At 51.5% G+C, this 17,271-nt stretch carries 14 protein-coding genes and 1 tRNA gene; 7 read left to right on the top strand and 8 right to left on the bottom strand.

Going from position 1 to position 17,271, the window contains the following annotated elements; translation table 11 throughout:
* Window positions 1–171: 171 nt before the first annotated feature.
* The 3 genes from FAZ14_RS12105 to FAZ14_RS12095 all read left to right on the top strand — a co-directional run bounded on the left by FAZ14_RS12105 (window position 172) and on the right by FAZ14_RS12095 (window position 6,196).
* Window positions 172–2,949 (top strand): flavocytochrome c, encoded by a 2,778-nt coding sequence (locus FAZ14_RS12105; protein ID WP_153508602.1) that lies wholly within the window; start codon window positions 172–174, stop codon window positions 2,947–2,949.
* 90 nt (window positions 2,950–3,039) lie between these two features.
* Window positions 3,040–4,020 carry an FAD:protein FMN transferase gene (locus FAZ14_RS12100; protein WP_153508601.1) on the top strand — a complete coding sequence of 327 codons (981 nt, stop codon included), beginning with the start codon at window positions 3,040–3,042 and terminating at the stop codon, window positions 4,018–4,020.
* 529 nt (window positions 4,021–4,549) lie between these two features.
* Window positions 4,550–6,196: a methyl-accepting chemotaxis protein gene (locus FAZ14_RS12095; protein WP_153508600.1), complete on the top strand. Its 1,647-nt coding sequence runs from the start codon at window positions 4,550–4,552 to the stop codon at window positions 6,194–6,196.
* 53 nt (window positions 6,197–6,249) lie between these two features.
* Here FAZ14_RS12095 and FAZ14_RS12090 read toward each other — a convergent pair whose 3' ends face one another.
* From FAZ14_RS12090 to rpsU, 5 genes are all read right to left on the bottom strand, one after another.
* A complete protein-coding gene (locus FAZ14_RS12090; RefSeq protein WP_153508599.1) occupies window positions 6,250–6,780 on the bottom strand; it encodes a GNAT family N-acetyltransferase in 531 nt (176 codons plus the stop codon).
* A 215-nt stretch (window positions 6,781–6,995) separates the two neighbouring features.
* A tRNA-Ile gene (locus tag FAZ14_RS12085) sits at window positions 6,996–7,071 on the bottom strand.
* A gap of 256 nt (window positions 7,072–7,327) precedes the next feature.
* Complete coding sequence (gene rpoD, locus FAZ14_RS12080) at window positions 7,328–9,163, bottom strand: RNA polymerase sigma factor RpoD (protein ID WP_016943764.1); 1,836 nt, start codon at window positions 9,161–9,163, stop codon at window positions 7,328–7,330.
* Between the two features lie 156 nt (window positions 9,164–9,319).
* Window positions 9,320–11,074 (bottom strand): DNA primase, encoded by a 1,755-nt coding sequence (dnaG, locus tag FAZ14_RS12075; protein ID WP_038925129.1) that lies wholly within the window; start codon window positions 11,072–11,074, stop codon window positions 9,320–9,322.
* 128 nt (window positions 11,075–11,202) lie between these two features.
* Complete coding sequence (gene rpsU, locus FAZ14_RS12070; protein ID WP_001144069.1) at window positions 11,203–11,418, bottom strand: 30S ribosomal protein S21; 216 nt, start codon at window positions 11,416–11,418, stop codon at window positions 11,203–11,205.
* 229 nt (window positions 11,419–11,647) lie between these two features.
* Between rpsU and tsaD the strand changes: the two genes are divergently transcribed.
* On the top strand, window positions 11,648–12,661 hold the full coding sequence (gene tsaD / locus FAZ14_RS12065) for a tRNA (adenosine(37)-N6)-threonylcarbamoyltransferase complex transferase subunit TsaD (protein ID WP_153508598.1): 1,014 nt from the start codon (window positions 11,648–11,650) through the stop codon (window positions 12,659–12,661).
* Between the two features lie 53 nt (window positions 12,662–12,714).
* Here the strand turns inward: tsaD and argR are convergent, their stop codons facing one another.
* The gene (gene argR / locus FAZ14_RS12060; protein ID WP_016943767.1) at window positions 12,715–13,185 is read right to left on the bottom strand and encodes a transcriptional regulator ArgR; all 471 of its coding nucleotides are present in this window, start codon (window positions 13,183–13,185) and stop codon (window positions 12,715–12,717) included.
* Window positions 13,186–13,675: 490 nt separating this feature from the next.
* Here argR and mdh point away from each other — a divergent pair, with 490 nt between their 5' ends.
* The gene (gene mdh, locus FAZ14_RS12055) at window positions 13,676–14,617 is read left to right on the top strand and encodes a malate dehydrogenase (RefSeq protein WP_016943768.1); all 942 of its coding nucleotides are present in this window, start codon (window positions 13,676–13,678) and stop codon (window positions 14,615–14,617) included.
* A 72-nt stretch (window positions 14,618–14,689) separates the two neighbouring features.
* Here the strand turns inward: mdh and FAZ14_RS12050 are convergent, their stop codons facing one another.
* Window positions 14,690–14,971, bottom strand: a complete 282-nt coding sequence (locus tag FAZ14_RS12050; protein ID WP_016943769.1) for a helix-turn-helix domain-containing protein — start codon at window positions 14,969–14,971, stop codon at window positions 14,690–14,692.
* Between the two features lie 188 nt (window positions 14,972–15,159).
* Between FAZ14_RS12050 and FAZ14_RS12045 the strand changes: the two genes are divergently transcribed.
* Window positions 15,160–15,546 carry a DNA-binding protein gene (locus FAZ14_RS12045; protein ID WP_016943770.1) on the top strand — a complete coding sequence of 129 codons (387 nt, stop codon included), beginning with the start codon at window positions 15,160–15,162 and terminating at the stop codon, window positions 15,544–15,546.
* 235 nt (window positions 15,547–15,781) lie between these two features.
* A complete protein-coding gene (locus tag FAZ14_RS12040) occupies window positions 15,782–16,204 on the top strand; it encodes a DNA-binding protein (RefSeq protein ID WP_029456645.1) in 423 nt (140 codons plus the stop codon).
* A 1-nt stretch (window position 16,205) separates the two neighbouring features.
* Here the strand turns inward: FAZ14_RS12040 and ispB are convergent, their stop codons facing one another.
* Window positions 16,206–17,177, bottom strand: coding sequence for an octaprenyl diphosphate synthase (gene ispB, locus FAZ14_RS12035; RefSeq protein ID WP_016943771.1), 972 nt, complete (start codon window positions 17,175–17,177; stop codon window positions 16,206–16,208).
* Between the last annotated feature and the right edge of the window lie 94 nt (window positions 17,178–17,271).

The following is a 17,271-nucleotide window of genomic DNA, read 5'->3' as shown; positions in this document are numbered from 1 at the left end:
AACACGATGACATAATAGTGGTTTATTAGTTAATTAACTAAATTGATTATTTAGAAACTAAAAAGCCAATCATATTAACGCTATGACATCGGCCCATTAAGCAAAACCAAAAACAATAAACCGATAACCCATTCAAAGCCTATAAAACATTGGTAATTTATGGAGTCTCTTATGAGCGTTAATAACCAGGTATTCAGACCGTTTACCTTGCCTAACGGCGTCGAGCTTAAAAATCGTCTGCTGATGGCACCGATGACCACCTGTACCGGCTTTTATGACGGCACCGTCACCAGGGAGCTGGTGGAGTATTATCAGGTGCGTGCCGGGAGTATCGGGGCGGTGATTGTGGAGTGCTGCTTTATCGATGATAAAGGTCTGGCATTTCCGGGTGCCATCGGTATCGACCACGACAATAAAATCGCCGGGCTTGCAAAAATCGCCTCTGCCATCAAGGAGAAAGGCTCAAAAGCCATTTTGCAAATCTACCACGGTGGTCGCATGGTGGAGCCGAAACTGATTGGCGGGCGTTCACCGGTTGGGCCCAGTGCGGTGGCCGCACCGCGTGAAGGCGCAGCGGTGCCGCAAGCACTCACGGGCGAGGACGTTGAGGCGATGATCGCCAAATTTGGCGAAGGGGTACGCCGTGCGATTGAAGCAGGGTTCGACGGCGTGGAAATCCACGGTGCCAATACTTATCTGATTCAGCAGTTTTACTCCCCGAACTCCAACCAGCGCACCGACGAATGGGGCGGCAGCCGCGACAACCGTGCCAGATTTCCTCTCGCAGTGCTGGATATCACCCACAAAATGGCACGCCAGTACGCGGACGCTTCTTTCATCATTGGCTATCGCTTTTCACCGGAAGAAATCGAAGAGCCGGGCATCCGCTTTGACGACACCCTGTACCTGTTGGAGAAACTGGCGGCACGCGGGCTGGATTATCTGCATTTCTCCATGGGGTATACCCTGCGTTCTTCCATCGTCGATACCACCGATCCTACCCCGCTGATTGGCAAATATGTCACGATGCGTTCTGACACGCTGGCTAAAGTACCGGTTATCGGCGTGGGCGGGGTGGTTAATCAGGCGGATGCCGATGCTGCGCTGGAGCATGGTTACGATCTGGTGGCGGTAGGGAAAGCCTGCATTGCTTACCCGGACTGGACTGATCGGCTCATCAGTCAGCAGAAGGTCGACTTGTTTATCGACAGTACCCAGCGTGAAGCCCTCACTATTCCGGAACCGTTGTGGCGCTTCTCTCTGGTGGAAGCGATGATCCGCGATATGAGCCTGGCGGCGAAAAAATTCAAAGCCGGTGTTTTTCAGGAAACCGTAGCGGATGATGCGGGTGAACTGGTTATCAACGTCAGCCTGGAAACGGACCGCATCGCGGATGTGACACTTGCGCCCCATGCGCAGTTGCATACTGACTTTGTCAGCAGCTTTGAGGTGATTCGCTCGCGAATTCTGGAGGCGAACAGCCCACATGTGGATGCGGTGACTGGCGCGACGGTGCAAAGTGAAGCGGTGAAAAAAGCCGTCTCCAAGGCACTGGCCCGCTCCTGCAAGGCGGCGATCGTGGAGGAAGGCGGCGATCCGGCTGAGATGAATTGCTATGACGTGGTGGTGATCGGCAGTGGTGGCGCGGGCCTGGCCGCAGCGATTCAGGCCTGTGATGACGGTGCCCGCGTGCTGATTGTCGAGAAGATGTCCAGCATCGGTGGCAACACCATCAAAGCGTCTGTCGGCATGAATGCAGCAGGCACGCGTTTCCAGAAAATGCGCGGTATTGTTGACGACAAGCAGCGTTTCTACGAGGAGACCCTGAAAGGCGGTAAACAAAAAAATAACCCCGATTTGCTGAAACGATTCGTCGAAGGTGCGCCAATGGCGATCGACTGGCTGGCAGAGCGTGGTATCGAACTGAACGACATTACTATTACTGGCGGCATGAGTGTGGATCGCACTCATCGACCGGCAGATGGCTCGGCGGTTGGCGGTTTCCTGATCAGTGGGCTGGTCAAAAATATCAATAAGCGCAACATCGATGTCATGCTGGAAACCGCGGTTATCGACATCCTTCACGACGCCGGTGCGGTGACTGGGGTGCGGGTGCAGAGTGAAGACAACGAGCAACTGACTATCGCCACCAAAGGGGTGGTCGTTGCCACCGGCGGTTTCAGCGCCAATCGCGACATGGTACTGAAATACCGCCCGGATCTGGATGGTTTTGTCACCACCAACCATAGCGGTGCGACTGGTTGTGGTATCGCCATTCTGGAGAAGGTCGGGGCGGATACGGTGGACCTGGGCGAAATCCAGATCCATCCCACGGTGGAGCAGAACACCTCTTATCTGATCTCTGAATCCATTCGTGGTGGCGGTGCGATTCTGGTGAATCAGCAGGGCCAGCGTTTCTTTAACGAAATGGAAACCCGTGACAAGGTGTCGGCGTCAATCATCGGTTTACCGGAGAAGTACGCTTATATCGTGTTTGATGAGCAGGTGAGGGCGAAAAATAAGGCGGCTGACGAGTATTTATCCCGTGGTTTTGTGGTCAGTGCGGCCTCTCCACGTGAACTGGCGGATAAACTGGCCATCGATGCTGATGCACTGCAGACGACGCTGGAACGCTATAACCAGTTTGTTGAAAAACAGCATGACGACGATTTCGGCCGTCAAACCGCGTTGCGTCATCCTCTCAATCAGGGGCCGTTTTACGCTATTCGCATCGCACCCGGTGTACATCACACCATGGGGGGCGTGGTCATCAATACCGATACCGCGGTACTGGACCGCAAGAAACGGGTGATTCGGGGGGCTTTCGCTGCCGGTGAAGTGGTGGGCGGTATCCACGGTAGCAACCGCATCGGCGGTAACGCCATCGCCGATATCATTGTGTTTGGTATTCAGGCGGGCCGTAACGCCGCGACTTACGTGCGCCTGTAAGTTCGGGGATTCGTGTAGGTAATTATGCCAGTCTGCGTCAGCCCCCGCTGCTGACGCAGACTTGATGTGTTCTTTTTCAGAGGTCCTACGATGCCGTCAGATGATCGAATTTATAACTATTCCACCGTGCTGATGGGGTCACCCATCCTGCTCAAGTTGTTTGAACCCAATGAGCCACTGGCATTGTCGGTGTTTGGCCGCATTAAACAGCTGGAAGACGTGTTAACCGTTAATCGGGATAACTCGGAGGTGATGGCTATCAATCAGGCGGCAGGGAAACACCCGGTTGTCGTCAGCCCGTGGTTATTTAATCTGATTGCACGTGCCAGAGACGTCAGCTTGTTGGAAGGCAGCTGTTTTAACGTCACTATCGGTCCGGTGGTGAAGCGCTGGAAAATCGGCTTTCAGGGTGAGCGCATTCCGCCCGCTGATGAGTTGCGTGCGTTACTGGCGCTGACCGACCCTCGTCACGTCATTCTCGATGCCAAAGAGCGTTCAGTGTGGCTGGAAAAAGTAGGGATGGGAATCGATTTAGGGGCGATAGCGAAGGGCTATATTGCGGATGTCATCAGGCAATTTCTCTACCAGCACCACGTCTATCATGCGCTGATCAATCTGGGCGGGAATGTCCTGGCCATCGGCAGGCCGCAAAGCGCCCATCAGGCCGCCTGGTCGGTGGGGTTACAAAAGCCGTTTGGCGAAAATCATGAACTGCTTGGGCTGATACAGGTGGTAAACAAGTCGATAGTGACATCCGGTATCTATGAACGCTATTTCACATTTGAAGGACGCATTTATCACCATATCTTTGATCCCAAAACAGGTTTTCCACTCGATAATGAAATACTGAGCGTCACACTCATCACGGATGCGTCCATTGATGGGGACATTTACACCACGCTGCTTTATGGCATGGGGGTAGAAAAAGGACTGGCTTATCTCTCACAACGTTCAGATATGCATGCCATTTTTGTCACCAGAGATAAAAAAATAATTCTTTCATCACAGCGTGATTTTGTATTTTTACCATTAGATAAAAGTTATATTGTAGTGGTGGCAGAGGATAAATAGTGAAAATAAATTTAATGAATAGGGCGTCAGTGGGGTGTTTAAAATAGTATCAATCATTAATTTAAGTTAATAATGACGTAAAGGATTTTAATAGCGTGATTGATTTCTGATTTAAATGATTTTCTGGCTGGATAATCGATTTTTTACATCGTTATGAGGTTTTATTTTCCTGATAATAATGCTGGTTATTCAACTTTTTGATATCGAAAATCCCTTTATTTATCCCCTATTGATTTCTTATCCTTGTAAACGGTTAAATTTTTTATTTTATTAATTAATGTTAAATATCATGCGGTTGTTGTTTATTGCTGAGCCGGTAGTCTGTGGTGTGGAACTGGGGTAAGTTGTGTGCCACACAGCAGGATACTTTTTTATTAAATATCTTTGTGATAATGCTATTCACTCCGTAAGTTATGTGTTTTTTAATTTCACCCTGCCTTCGGCAGGATGTTGAAACGCATAGACTTGTCTTCTGGTGTTTGTTTCATCCACCGGTTTTTTTTGATAATCAATAGTAAGACGGACTGTTATGAATAACATTAAAATTGGCACACGGCTTTGGATGGCATTGGGCTTCATGATGCTGCTGGTTATTATTATGGCATTGAGTAGCATCAGTCGCCTGCAATCCCTCGGTAATACGACGGTATCGATTACAGACAACATTTACACCAATGCTGAAGCCGCCTCTTCAATCGGCTTCTTCACCGCCGACATGAGTCGGCTTGCCCGCAACATCATTCTGATGGATGACCCGGAAAGAAAAGCGGGTTTCTTACGCGACTACAATACAGAAAAAAAACAGATTGACCTGCTGACAGAGCAGTTGCGAGGCCACGTTGAAACCGACACAGGCAGAGAGATTTTTACGGCCATGCAACGTAACGGCGAGCAGTTCTTCCCGTTTATTGATGATGTTGTGGCGCTGGGTATGCAGGGGAAAAAAGAAGAGGCGACCCGGCTCCTCTTCGGTCCTCGCTATCAGAGTCAGATTAGCTACATGGCGGCATTAAAAGACATGGTGCAATTCCAGCGTAAAAGAATGAGCGACGGCGCAGCGCGGGTCATTAATGAGCGTGATAACGCAGTGATATTGCTAGCGGTGACCACCGCTATTGCATTGCTCCTCGGGATATTCTTTGCGTGGGGGATCACCCGCAGTGTGACCCGTCCTCTACAACAGGCGCTGCTGTCAGCACAGCGAATCGCCCGGGGTGATTTGAGTGGCGAGGTGCCGACAGGGAGTCGGGATGAAACGGGTCGGTTGCTCAATGCGATTAGCGAGATGCAGGAATCCCTGACCCACACCGTCAGCACGGTCAGAAGTAATGCCGAGAGCGTGGCATCGGGCAGCATGCAGATAGCACAGGGCAATAGCGATCTGTCACAACGCACCGAAGCGCAAGCCAGTGCGCTGGAGCAGACAGCATCGACGATGAGCGAACTGGGTATTACGGTAAAAAATAACGCTGACAGTGCACGCGAGGCCAGACAACTGGCGGTAAATGTTCAGCGTGTTGCCCGGGAAGGGAGTGACGTCACGTCTGAGATAACCAGTACCATGCAATTAATAGACAGTAGCTCCAGACGCATTTCGGACATCACGACGGTTATCGATAGTATCGCCTTCCAGACCAATATTCTGGCGCTGAATGCTGCCGTGGAAGCGGCCCGTGCGGGAGAACACGGTAAAGGTTTCGCGGTTGTGGCAAGCGAAGTGCGAAGCCTGGCACAGCGCAGCGCAACGGCATCTGGTGAAATCCGGCAGTTGATTGCCTCCAACGTGGAAAACGTAGATCGTGGCAGCGAGCTGGTCAGCCGGGCCGGTGAAACCATGACCGGCATCGTGACCGCCGTAGGGCAACTGACGGACACGGTCGCGGAAATCAGCGTTGCCAGCGAAGAGCAGGCGCGGGGCATCGAGCAGGTTGGCGTGGCGCTGACCGAGATGGATCAAACCACACAGCAGAACGCGGCGCTGGTTGAGGAGTCTGCTTCGGCTTCACAGAGTCTGCAAGAGCAGGCAACACAGCTTCTGCAGTCTGTCTCAGTGTTCAATATTGGCACGTCTGCCGCACCGGTGTCGCTGGCACCACCTTCAGTGGCCAGACTGGCTAAGCCGAAATCAACGACAGCGCTACAGAGCGCTGCAACAGAAGGCTGGACGCGTTTCTAATCCAACCAGAATCGCGTGAGCGGTGATGGCGCAAATGCTACAGGTGAAAAATATCAGCGTTTGCGCCATTCATCCTGAGTCAGTGTAAACAGTAGGCTGGGCGGTCCACTGTCGACATCATGTAGTGTTCCGACATACCTCATGCCAGTTTTGTTCAGGACATTTTGTGAGTCCTTGTGATCTACCCTGACCACGGCTGAAATTTCGCTGACATCGATATCATCAAATCCGTAACGCAGAATACGGCGAGCAAACTCTGTTGCCAGCCCTTTTCCCCATGCTTGTGTCGCTAAACGATAACCAAGATTGTTGATAGTGATGTCAGCGAAAGTTTTGATGCTTAATCCTCCGAACCCAATAACCGTCAGCGGGTCATCACGCAGCGCAATGGCTACGTTTCCAAACCCTTGCTCGTCCCAGTGGCTAAGCCAGCGAGCCAGCACGGTACGGGTATATTCAATATCAGGATAAGGACCCGCAGGGTTAAACCGGTTAGTTGCAGGATCGCCATAGATACGGAACAGACAATCCACATCGGATGGGGAAACAGGACGAAGGTACAACCGCTCGGTATAAAGCTCCATGATGAAACCGTTAGTCTGCGCAGGGTGTATAGGTTATAACCGATTTTAATCAGGCGAGGAAGGAAGCCGCGGTAGTGAGGCGACTGTAGAATTCATATGGTGGTCTGAGAGGTTTATCGCCCGTGTTGAGAGACAAAAAAGGGACACTTGCCCCTGAATAGCAAAAAAGCCACCGCTAAGAGGTGGCTTAATTATATGATTTTAAATCTAAAATTTGGTGGCCCCTGTTGGGTTTGAACCAACGACCAAGCGATTATGAGTCGCCTGCTCTAACCACTGAGCTAAGGGGCCATGCGGGTGTTGATTATAGGTAATCCGGCTAGTCGGGTCTATAGTGCGGTGACCATATGGTCGTTTTGTATTCACTCTACAGTGGATTGTTATTCTTAGGGATTCATACACCCTTTGGTGGGGCAGGGTATGAGTACATTGGCTGGGTGAGGCGGATCGTTTCTGCACGGCAGACTGGCAGGGTGAGACTATTGAGGCCTAAATAAAAACCCCCCGGTCGAAACCGGGGGTGTGATAAGGAGTAAAACCTGTTTTCTTAGTCGTCCAGGAAGCTACGCAGTACTTCAGAACGGCTCGGGTGGCGCAATTTACGCAACGCTTTGGCTTCAATCTGACGGATACGTTCGCGGGTTACGTCGAACTGTTTACCGACTTCTTCCAGCGTGTGGTCGGTATTCATGTCGATACCAAAACGCATGCGCAGCACTTTGGCTTCACGTGCGGTCAGGCCAGCCAGTACGTCATGGGTGGCAGAACGCAGACTTTCCGAGGTGGCGGAGTCCAGCGGCAGCTCCAGCGTGGTATCTTCGATGAAATCGCCCAGATGCGAATCTTCATCATCACCGATCGGGGTTTCCATCGAGATAGGCTCTTTGGCGATCTTCAGTACCTTGCGGATCTTGTCTTCCGGCATCAGCATCCGCTCGGCCAGTTCTTCCGGCGTCGGCTCGCGACCCATTTCCTGCAACATCTGGCGCGAAATACGGTTGAGTTTGTTGATGGTCTCAATCATATGCACCGGGATACGGATGGTGCGCGCCTGATCCGCGATAGAACGGGTGATCGCCTGACGGATCCACCAGGTGGCGTAGGTGGAGAACTTATAGCCACGGCGGTATTCAAACTTGTCTACCGCTTTCATCAGGCCGATGTTGCCTTCCTGAATCAGGTCGAGGAACTGCAAACCACGGTTGGTGTATTTCTTGGCTATCGAGATAACCAGACGCAGGTTCGCTTCCACCATCTCTTTCTTGGCGCGACGCGCCTTGGCTTCGCCGATGGACATGCGACGGTTGATGTCTTTTACCTGCTCGATAGTCAGGCCGGTTTCTTCTTCGATCTGTTGCAGTTTTTGCAGGCTGCGATGTACGTCGTCTTCAACGTCGCGCAGTTTTTCACACCAGGGTTTGCCCATGGACAGTGCGGCTTCGAACCACTTGCTGTTGGTTTCGTTGCCGGTAAACAGCGTGACAAAGTTTTTCTTCGGCATTTTGCACAGCTCAACGCACAGCTTCATGATCTGGCGTTCCTGAGCACGCACGCGATCCATCATGGAACGCATGTTATTTACCAGCAGGTCGAACTGTTTTGGCACCAGACGGAACTGCTTGAACACCTCAGACAGTTTGTTGATTTCTTCAATAGCCGACGGATGGCTGCGGCCATGCGCCTTGATGCTGAGGCGGGTCGCTTCGTACTGATCGCGCAGTTCGGTGAATTTCTGACGCGCCAGCTCCGGGTCGATGCTGTTGTCATCGTCGGAATCGTCTTCGTCTTCTTCGTTTTCGTCGTCGTCGTCGTCGATACCGTCATCAGCCAGTTCGGCGTTTTCAGGTGCGGCGTTCGGTGCCAAATCTTCTTCGGCATTCGGATCGACAAAGCCGGTTATCAGATCGGACAGGCGGCTTTCTCCGGCTTCAACGCGATCGTACTGTTCCAACAGATAGGTGATCGCTTCTGGATACTCGGCAACAGAGCACTGAACCTGATTGATCCCGTCTTCGATTCGCTTCGCGATATCGATTTCCCCTTCGCGGGTCAGCAGTTCAACGGTGCCCATTTCACGCATGTACATGCGAACGGGATCGGTCGTGCGGCCAATCTCGGATTCGACGCTGGACAATACCTGTGCTGCGGCTTCCGCAGCGTCTTCGTCGGCGGTATTCTCAGCCAGCATGAGATCATCGGCATCCGGTGCTTCTTCCATCACCTGGATGCCCATGTCGTTAATCATCTGGATGATGTCTTCGATCTGATCGGAGTCGATGATATCTTCCGGCAGATGGTCATTGACCTCGGCATAGGTCAGGTAGCCTTGCTCCTTACCACGGGTGACAAGTAGCTTGAGCTGTGACTGCGGGTTTTGCTCCATAAGACGGTATCCACACTTCAGAATATTGGGGTTGGTGTCGGTCAGCGTAAATCGCTAACAATAGCATTAGGGGAATTTTTCTTATCGCCGCAGCCCCTGTAGCGGCACGCTGTAGGGATCAACCCTACTATTTATCGGCAGTTAAGCCGCAGGAAATCAGTTTTTTCGTGTCAGCGCCAGTTGCAGAGACCACAACTCTTTGCGCTCATTCATGCTCAGCCCGTGTGTTCTCTCGCGGGCAATAAGCGTATCCATCCGTTGCTGAAGCAACTGGTCGTAGAGCTCGGCCAGGCTGACCCGGAATTTCTCTTCGAGCTCGTCGTCTTCAATCATATGGTCCCAGGCGGCGAGGGTTTCAAGCTGCTTGCGATATTTACTTTCGCGATATTTCTCCAGCAGCAGCCCCATGTTCATGCCTGGGCTTTCATTGCAGGCTTTTACCAGATCTAAAAATAGCTCCAGCCCTGCCACTTTACTTTCTTCCACGCCATCCAGTGCCAGTGTCGGCACCTCGGCGGACAGCCTCGGGTTTTGTACTAAAAGTCCTATCAGTATACGCATAGTTGTGACTTTTAGCCGTGGAGGCTGGTAAGACGATGTTTGTTCCGCTGTCTTCGGTAACAAGCGGTCTAACTGGCTGTCATCCAGCAGCCCCAACTTATGACCGAGCTGTTGACGTAAGTATAAGCGTAACGTTTCACCCGGCACTTGACCAATAAGGGGTAATGCCAGCGTACTCAGCTTGGCTCGCCCGTCTGGGGTGCTCATGTCGACCTGTTGTAGCAGCAAATCGAACAAAAATGATGACAGTGGCATCGCCTGTTCAATACGCTGCTCAAACGCGGCTTTCCCTTCCTGGCGCACCAGCGTATCCGGGTCCTCGCCATCTGGCAGGAACATAAAACGCAATTGCCTGCCGTCATCCAGATAGGGTAGCGCGGTTTCCAGCGCTCGCCAGGCAGCGTCGCGTCCAGCACGGTCGCCATCGTAACAACACACCACCTGATCGGTAGCGCGGAACAGCAACTGAATATGATCCGCTGTTGTCGAGGTTCCCAGTGAGGCGACTGCGTAATCGATGCCAAACTGTGCCAGCGCAACCACATCCATATAGCCTTCGACCACCAACAACCGTTTCAATTCCGGGTTTTTCTGTTGTGCTTCGTACAGGCCGTACAGCTGTCTACCTTTATGAAAAATCTCGGTTTCCGGCGAGTTCAGGTACTTTGGGGTGCCGTCACCCATGACCCGACCACCGAACGCAATGACCCGCCCGCGTTTATCACGGATAGGGAACATCACCCGATCGCGAAAACGATCATAAGTACGACCATTCTCGTTAGTCACCAACATACCGGCATCAGTCAGCGTCGTTTTATCGTCGCTGTTGCGCCCGAAACGCTTTAACGCGTTATCCCACCCTGGAAGCGTACATCCGATGGCGAACTGACGGATGACATCATCGCTCAAGCCTCGTCTGGCCAGATACTCTCTGGCGGGCGTACCGGCGGGTTGGTTCAGAGTATGTTGGTAAAATGCGCTTAATTGTTCCATCAGCTCGTATAAACTTTGCCGTTGATGGCGTTCGAGCTGGGTCGGACCGGTGCCTGCTTCGTAAGGGACATCCAGACCGTGCATTGCAGCCAGTTCTTCAATGCTTTCAACAAATTCCAGACGATCGTAATTCATCAGGAAATCAATGGCGTTGCCGTGGGCACCGCAGCCAAAGCAATGGTAGAACTGCTTATCACCGTTTACGGTGAATGACGGGGTTTTCTCGTGGTGGAACGGGCAACACGCGTGGTAATTCTTGCCCTGCTTTTTCAGTTTAACGCGCGCATCGATCAGGTCGACGATGTCGGTACGGGCTAGCAGGTCATTAATAAATACGCGGGGAATACGTCCAGCCATAAGCCCCTTATCTATATACGTTTATAAACGACAATAAGCCGCGCATTCCTTTCGGAAATGCACGGCCTTCGTATGCAACTGCTAAGTCTGCGGATTAATCACGCGGTGGAGGATAACCCTCCTAAAAATTAATACAGACGAGTGCGGCGTGCGTTTTCTCGAGCCAGCTTCTTAGCGTGACGTTTCACAGCAGATGCTTTAGCGCGTTTGCGTTCAGTAGTCGGTTTTTCATAGAACTCACGACGACGAACTTCAGCCAAAACACCCGCTTTTTCGCAGGAACGCTTGAAACGACGCAGAGCAACGTCGAACGGCTCGTTTTCACGTACTTTAATTACCGGCATGTGCCTCTCACCTCAGTAAATTCGGTTTGTTGCTGGCCTTGTGCCAGCCTTTTCAAAATGGTGCGGAATTCTACTGCAACTGTGGCGCGTTTGTAAAGTCCATCAGCGATCATAAAACGCGCGATGCGGGGGTACGTGTCTGTGGGCGGGCTTATGATAGACTATGCGCCGCCTGAATCAAGCGGCCAGGTTGGTCGCGGTAAAAATGTAACCGAGAGTGAAAACAGCAATGCACGTATTGGGTATTGAAACATCCTGCGATGAAACCGGAGTCGCGATTTATGACACGCAGGCCGGGCTGCTGGCAAATCAGCTTTATAGCCAGGTAAAACTGCATGCCGACTATGGTGGCGTGGTACCTGAACTGGCGTCCCGCGACCATGTTCGCAAGACCGTGCCATTGATTCAGGCGGCGTTAAAAGAAGCAGGGCTACAGCAGGGTGATATCGATGCCATTGCATACACCGCAGGCCCAGGTCTGGTCGGTGCGCTACTGGTGGGGGCGACAGTGGGACGTTCGCTGGCGTTTGCCTGGAATGTGCCCGCCATACCGGTTCATCACATGGAAGGGCATCTGCTGGCTCCCATGCTGGAAGATAACCCTCCGGCGTTTCCGTTTGTCGCACTGTTGGTCTCTGGTGGGCATACTCAGTTGATCAGCGTGACCGGTATTGGCGAATACCGTTTGCTGGGCGAATCCATTGATGATGCGGCGGGTGAAGCGTTCGATAAAACCGCCAAACTCTTGGGGCTGGATTACCCGGGGGGACCGTTGCTGTCAAAAATGGCGCAAAACGGGCACCCCGGTCGTTTTGTCTTCCCCCGGCCCATGACGGATCGTCCCGGCCTGGATTTCAGTTTCTCGGGATTGAAGACCTTTGCCGCCAATACCATCCGTGAGAATGGCAACGATCCGCAGACACAAGCCGATATCGCACGAGCATTCGAAGATGCCGTCGTTGATACGCTGGCCATCAAGTGTCGGCGTGCGCTTGACGAGACCAGGTTCAGTCGGCTGGTGATGGCGGGCGGCGTAAGCGCTAATCGGACATTGCGCCAACGTCTGGCAGAGATCATGGCTAAACGTGGTGGTGAGGTGTTCTATGCGCGTCCTGAATTTTGTACCGATAACGGCGCGATGATTGCGTATGCGGGCGCAGTAAGGTTCGCTCAGGGCGTTACCGGGGAGCTTGGCATTACTGTTCGGCCACGCTGGCCGTTGGCTGAGTTGCCGGCCTTGTGATGCGTTGCTGATATCGTCTTGTCGCCCCGAACAGATCGCGGGGCGGCGGAAAATCAGAGTTCCTGTTCAAACAGAACCAGGATGGCTTCATACAGTTGCTTGACGCTAAATCCTCTGGCAGGCGTGGTGAAAATGGTGTCATCACCCGCAATCGTGCCAAGAATACCTTCCGATTTGCCCAGTGAGTCCAGCAGGCGTGCGATTAACTGCGCCGCACCCGGGCTGGTATGAATGACGACCACGGCATCGTTGTGATCAACATCCAGCACCAGATTTTTTAGCGGGCTGGTGGTGGTTGGCACCCCTAACTCAGCGGGCAGGCAATAAACCATTTCCATTTTGGCGTTGCGGGTACGCACCGCGCCAAACTTGGTCAGCATGCGTGACACTTTCGACTGGTTGATGTTGTCGAAGCCATCGTCCTGCAATGCCTGCACGATTTCGCTCTGAGAGCTGAATTTCTCTTCTTTTAACAGCGCTTTGAAGGCTTTTACCAGATCTTCTTGTTTAGGGGAGCTACGCATTCTGCACCGTGTCCGAGGAAAAGTGAAACATACCGCGATTATGCATTTAAATGAATTTTTATGCAATATGGGCGCGTATAAAACCGGATTGCGAGGGGCGTCTATCAAGCGAGAAAATGTGTAGGGCGATACTTTACCGGGACGTCAAAAAGTGTGCTCTTCATCACATAAAAGTAAAATAAATGTTATCAGAATGATGTTGTTTGGAGGCTGCTTACAGGTGTAATGTAACATACCCGTTAATCAGTCGTGGGCTTATGTCGGGGCACATCACAATTGCCTGTTACTTTAATTACCTTTCAGATATCAGGCGGATTGTTAGTTTATTATTAATCACATAGTGCGTTATCGCTGCGCACCGATCTACTGCAGCGGACCTATGTAGTGCCCCTCTGAAAGCAGGTCTGGTGCCTGGCTTGTCTCGCGAGCATAAACGTTTTTAACTAAACGCATCCACGGTAATTTTACTTAACATAATAAGGAGTTTAGGATGAAAGTTGCAGTTCTCGGAGCCGCAGGTGGTATTGGTCAAGCCCTTGCTCTTCTCCTCAAAACCCAGCTTCCTTCAGGTTCAGAGCTCTCACTTTATGATATTGCTCCGGTTACACCGGGCGTGGCGGTTGATCTGAGCCACATTCCTACCGACGTGAAAATCAAAGGTTTCAGTGGTGAAGATGCGACTCCGGCTCTGGAAGGCGCGGATATCGTGCTGATGTCTGCCGGGGTAGCCCGTAAGCCGGGTATGGATCGTTCCGATCTGTTTAACGTTAACGCGGGCATTGTGCGTAACCTGGTGTCTCAGGTTGCCAGTACCTGCCCTAAAGCCTGTATCGGTATCATTACCAACCCGGTCAATACGACGGTGGCGATTGCGGCTGAAGTCCTGAAACAAGCGGGCGTCTATGACAAAAACAAATTGTTCGGTGTCACGACGCTGGACATTATCCGCTCAAATACTTTCGTGGCTGAACTGAAAGGCAAACAGCCGCAGGATATTGAAGTACCGGTTATCGGTGGTCACTCCGGCGTGACCATTCTGCCGTTGCTGTCTCAGATTCCGGGCGTAAGCTTCACTGAGCAGGAAGTGGCTGACCTGACCAAGCGCATTCAGAATGCCGGTACTGAAGTGGTTGAAGCAAAAGCCGGTGGCGGGTCTGCAACTTTGTCCATGGGTCAGGCTGCCGCTCGCTTTGGTTTGTCTCTGGTACGTGCTCTGCAGGGTGAAAGCGGTGTGGTTGAATGTGCTTATGTTGAAGGTGATGGCAAACATGCCCGCTTCTTCGCACAACCGCTGTTGCTGGGCAAAAACGGTGTGGCTGAGCGTAAAGAGATTGGTACGCTGAGCGCATTTGAACAACAGGCTCTGGTCAGCATGCTGGATACCCTGAAACAGGATATCGCGCTGGGCGAAGAGTTCGTCAACAAGAAATAATCACGAGTTGTGATTACCTGTGTTGCTGATAAGGCCGGAGTGTATTCTCCGGCCTTCCTCTTTTTGGCAGCATTATTCGGGTTGTGAATCGGATGGAGGACGGATCAGTTTTTTGCGGTCGAGTAATTCTTGCGTTTGTGGATCGTAATAGCGGCTGGGCCATATTTCCGACGGATGAATCCCCAGCGCATCGGCTATTAACCATTCACCCTTTGGCCATGGACGGGATAGGGCATTAGCCAGTGTGGAAGAGCTCAAGCCGGCACCGCGCGATACTGCAGCAAGTGTTGTCCCTTTCTTTCTCAATGCTGCGATAATATCGGCTGGATGCCAGTCATTTTTCCTTGAATTCATAATCCTTCCCTTATTGCTATTAAGACGACAGCGTATTAATGGTATAACTAACAGCTAATGGTTAATGGTTTTGCTGACCTCAAGCCATTATTTGGAAATAATATAGCACCAATTTCCTTAATATTTCCAAATTAATTTCCAAATGGATCTGAATAGGTAACGTGTATCACTATCGGGATGAAAAGGACATGAAAAAAGAGTGGTTTGCGACCAGCGAATTGGTTGGTATTGGCGGACTCCCTAAATCACGGCAAGGATTGAATAAGCGAGCCCGAGAAGATGGTTGGGAAAAGCGTCGCCGTAAAGGTGTACAAGGACGTGGGGTAGAATATTCTATCCATAGCTTACCTCAGTCTGTTCAGCAAACGCTGCTACTGCAGGAAACGTCAGGTGAATATGCGGCAAAACCATCAGACATGCTGTCAGTCTGGATTCAAATTTACCACCAGTTGTCGGTCCCTGAACGGGAAAAATTGGTGGCGCATATCATGCGCGAAGGGGTGTCTTCTACGTTGAAGCAGTTAGGTCTGGCTAATACGTTAAGCGCAACTTTGATAAAAGATTTTTCTGATTAAATCTCTCAGCCATTCCCATTTGCTCTCTATTGTGGAATGGCTTTCTCTTATTTCCCTGCGGTTTCTCCAGCTTATTTCTTTTAGTGGAACTTTCACCGACACCACTACTCCCGCCTTTAACGCTATTGCGTTAGTGATTTGAATAAAATTAGTCTATTATATGGAAACGTAATCAGGTTTTTAGTCGCCTGGTTATGTATTCGTATCAGGAATGAGATGAAAGGGAGAGATTAGGATGGAAAAAACATGGTTTACGACGAATGAATTATTGGGCGTGGCAGGATTGCCGAAATCGCGTCAGGGGCTGAATAAAAAAGCCAAGGATCATGGCTGGGAAAGACGACGTCGCAAAGGCGTTCAGGGTAAAGGTGTTGAATACGCTATCTGGAGCTTACCGGAAGAAGTCAAAGCAACATTGATGAGCGCGACGTTGATGGGGACGTCGCTGATGCGTGAAACCTCGCCCGATTATGTCTCGGCGGCATTGAACGGTGCTCAGGAATACACCTGGATTCAAATTTATCATCAACTGTCGGCAGAAGAACGTAGCCGGTTAATTGGGCACATTCTGCGTGAAGGGGCGATGAGTGTACTGGCCCGTTTGGAAAACGGGCCGCATAAATGCAAAAGCCTGGACTGTGTAAATAAAGAAGAGTGATTTAGAAGTCGCGCTGCACTGCAAGGTGGGCCAGCCCTTCAAGCGCAGTGCGAAAATCACTGGCAGGCAGGCACTGAATCGCGGTGATAGCTTTATCGGCTTCTTCCTCGGCTCTTTGGCGTGTATAGGCGAGAGAGCCACAAGATTGCATGGCAGCTAATACCGGTTCCAGTAAATGGCGGCCATTGCCTTGCTCAATCGCCTGGCGAATCATAGTGCGCTGCTCATCATTACCGTGGTGCATGGCATGCAGCAACGGTAACGTGGGTTTGCCTTCGTTCAGGTCATCACCGGTATTTTTCCCCAGTGTTTTGCCGTCGGCGCTGTAGTCGAGCAAATCGTCAATCAATTGGAATGCGGTGCCGAGGTAGCGGCCGTATTCTTGTAACGCCATTTCCTGCTCGCTGCTGGCGTCTGACAAAATAGCGGAAGATTGCGCGGCTGCTTCGAATAACCGGGCTGTTTTGCTGTAAATCACCCGCATATAACTGTCTTCGGTGATGTCCGGGTCATTGCAGTTCATGAGCTGGAGTACTTCGCCTTCCGCAATGACGTTAACGGCGTCAGACATGACTGACATAACGCGCAGCGAAGCCAGGCTGGTCATCATTTGAAACGCGCGGGTATAGATGAAATCGCCGACCAACACGCTGGCGGCATTACCGAACGCCGCGTTCGCCGTGGCTTTTCCGCGGCGCATATCACTTTCGTCGACAACGTCATCATGGAGAAGCGTGGCGGTGTGGATAAATTCAATCAGCGCGGCAACGGTAATGTGCTTGTCACCCTGGTAATTCAGCGCTCTGGCGGCAAGTACCGCTATCATGGGACGGATGCGCTTGCCACCGCCGCCGATGATGTAATTTCCTAACTGATTGATCAGGACAACATCGGAGTTGAGCTGATCCAGTATGGTCTGGTTGACGGCGGCCATATCCTGTGCGCTTAACGCTGTGATTTGCTCTAAGTTCATTGTTTCTGCCAGCTGATTGCTTCTGTTTCTGCCGTGAAAATACTGCTGATATCGGCACCGAAAAGGGAACGTTAGGCCCGATTGTACTTGAAAA

Source organism: Dickeya oryzae (assembly GCF_009372235.1).
Classification (GTDB): domain Bacteria; phylum Pseudomonadota; class Gammaproteobacteria; order Enterobacterales; family Enterobacteriaceae; genus Dickeya; species Dickeya oryzae.
This window is presented reverse-complemented; position numbering and strand designations above follow the sequence as displayed.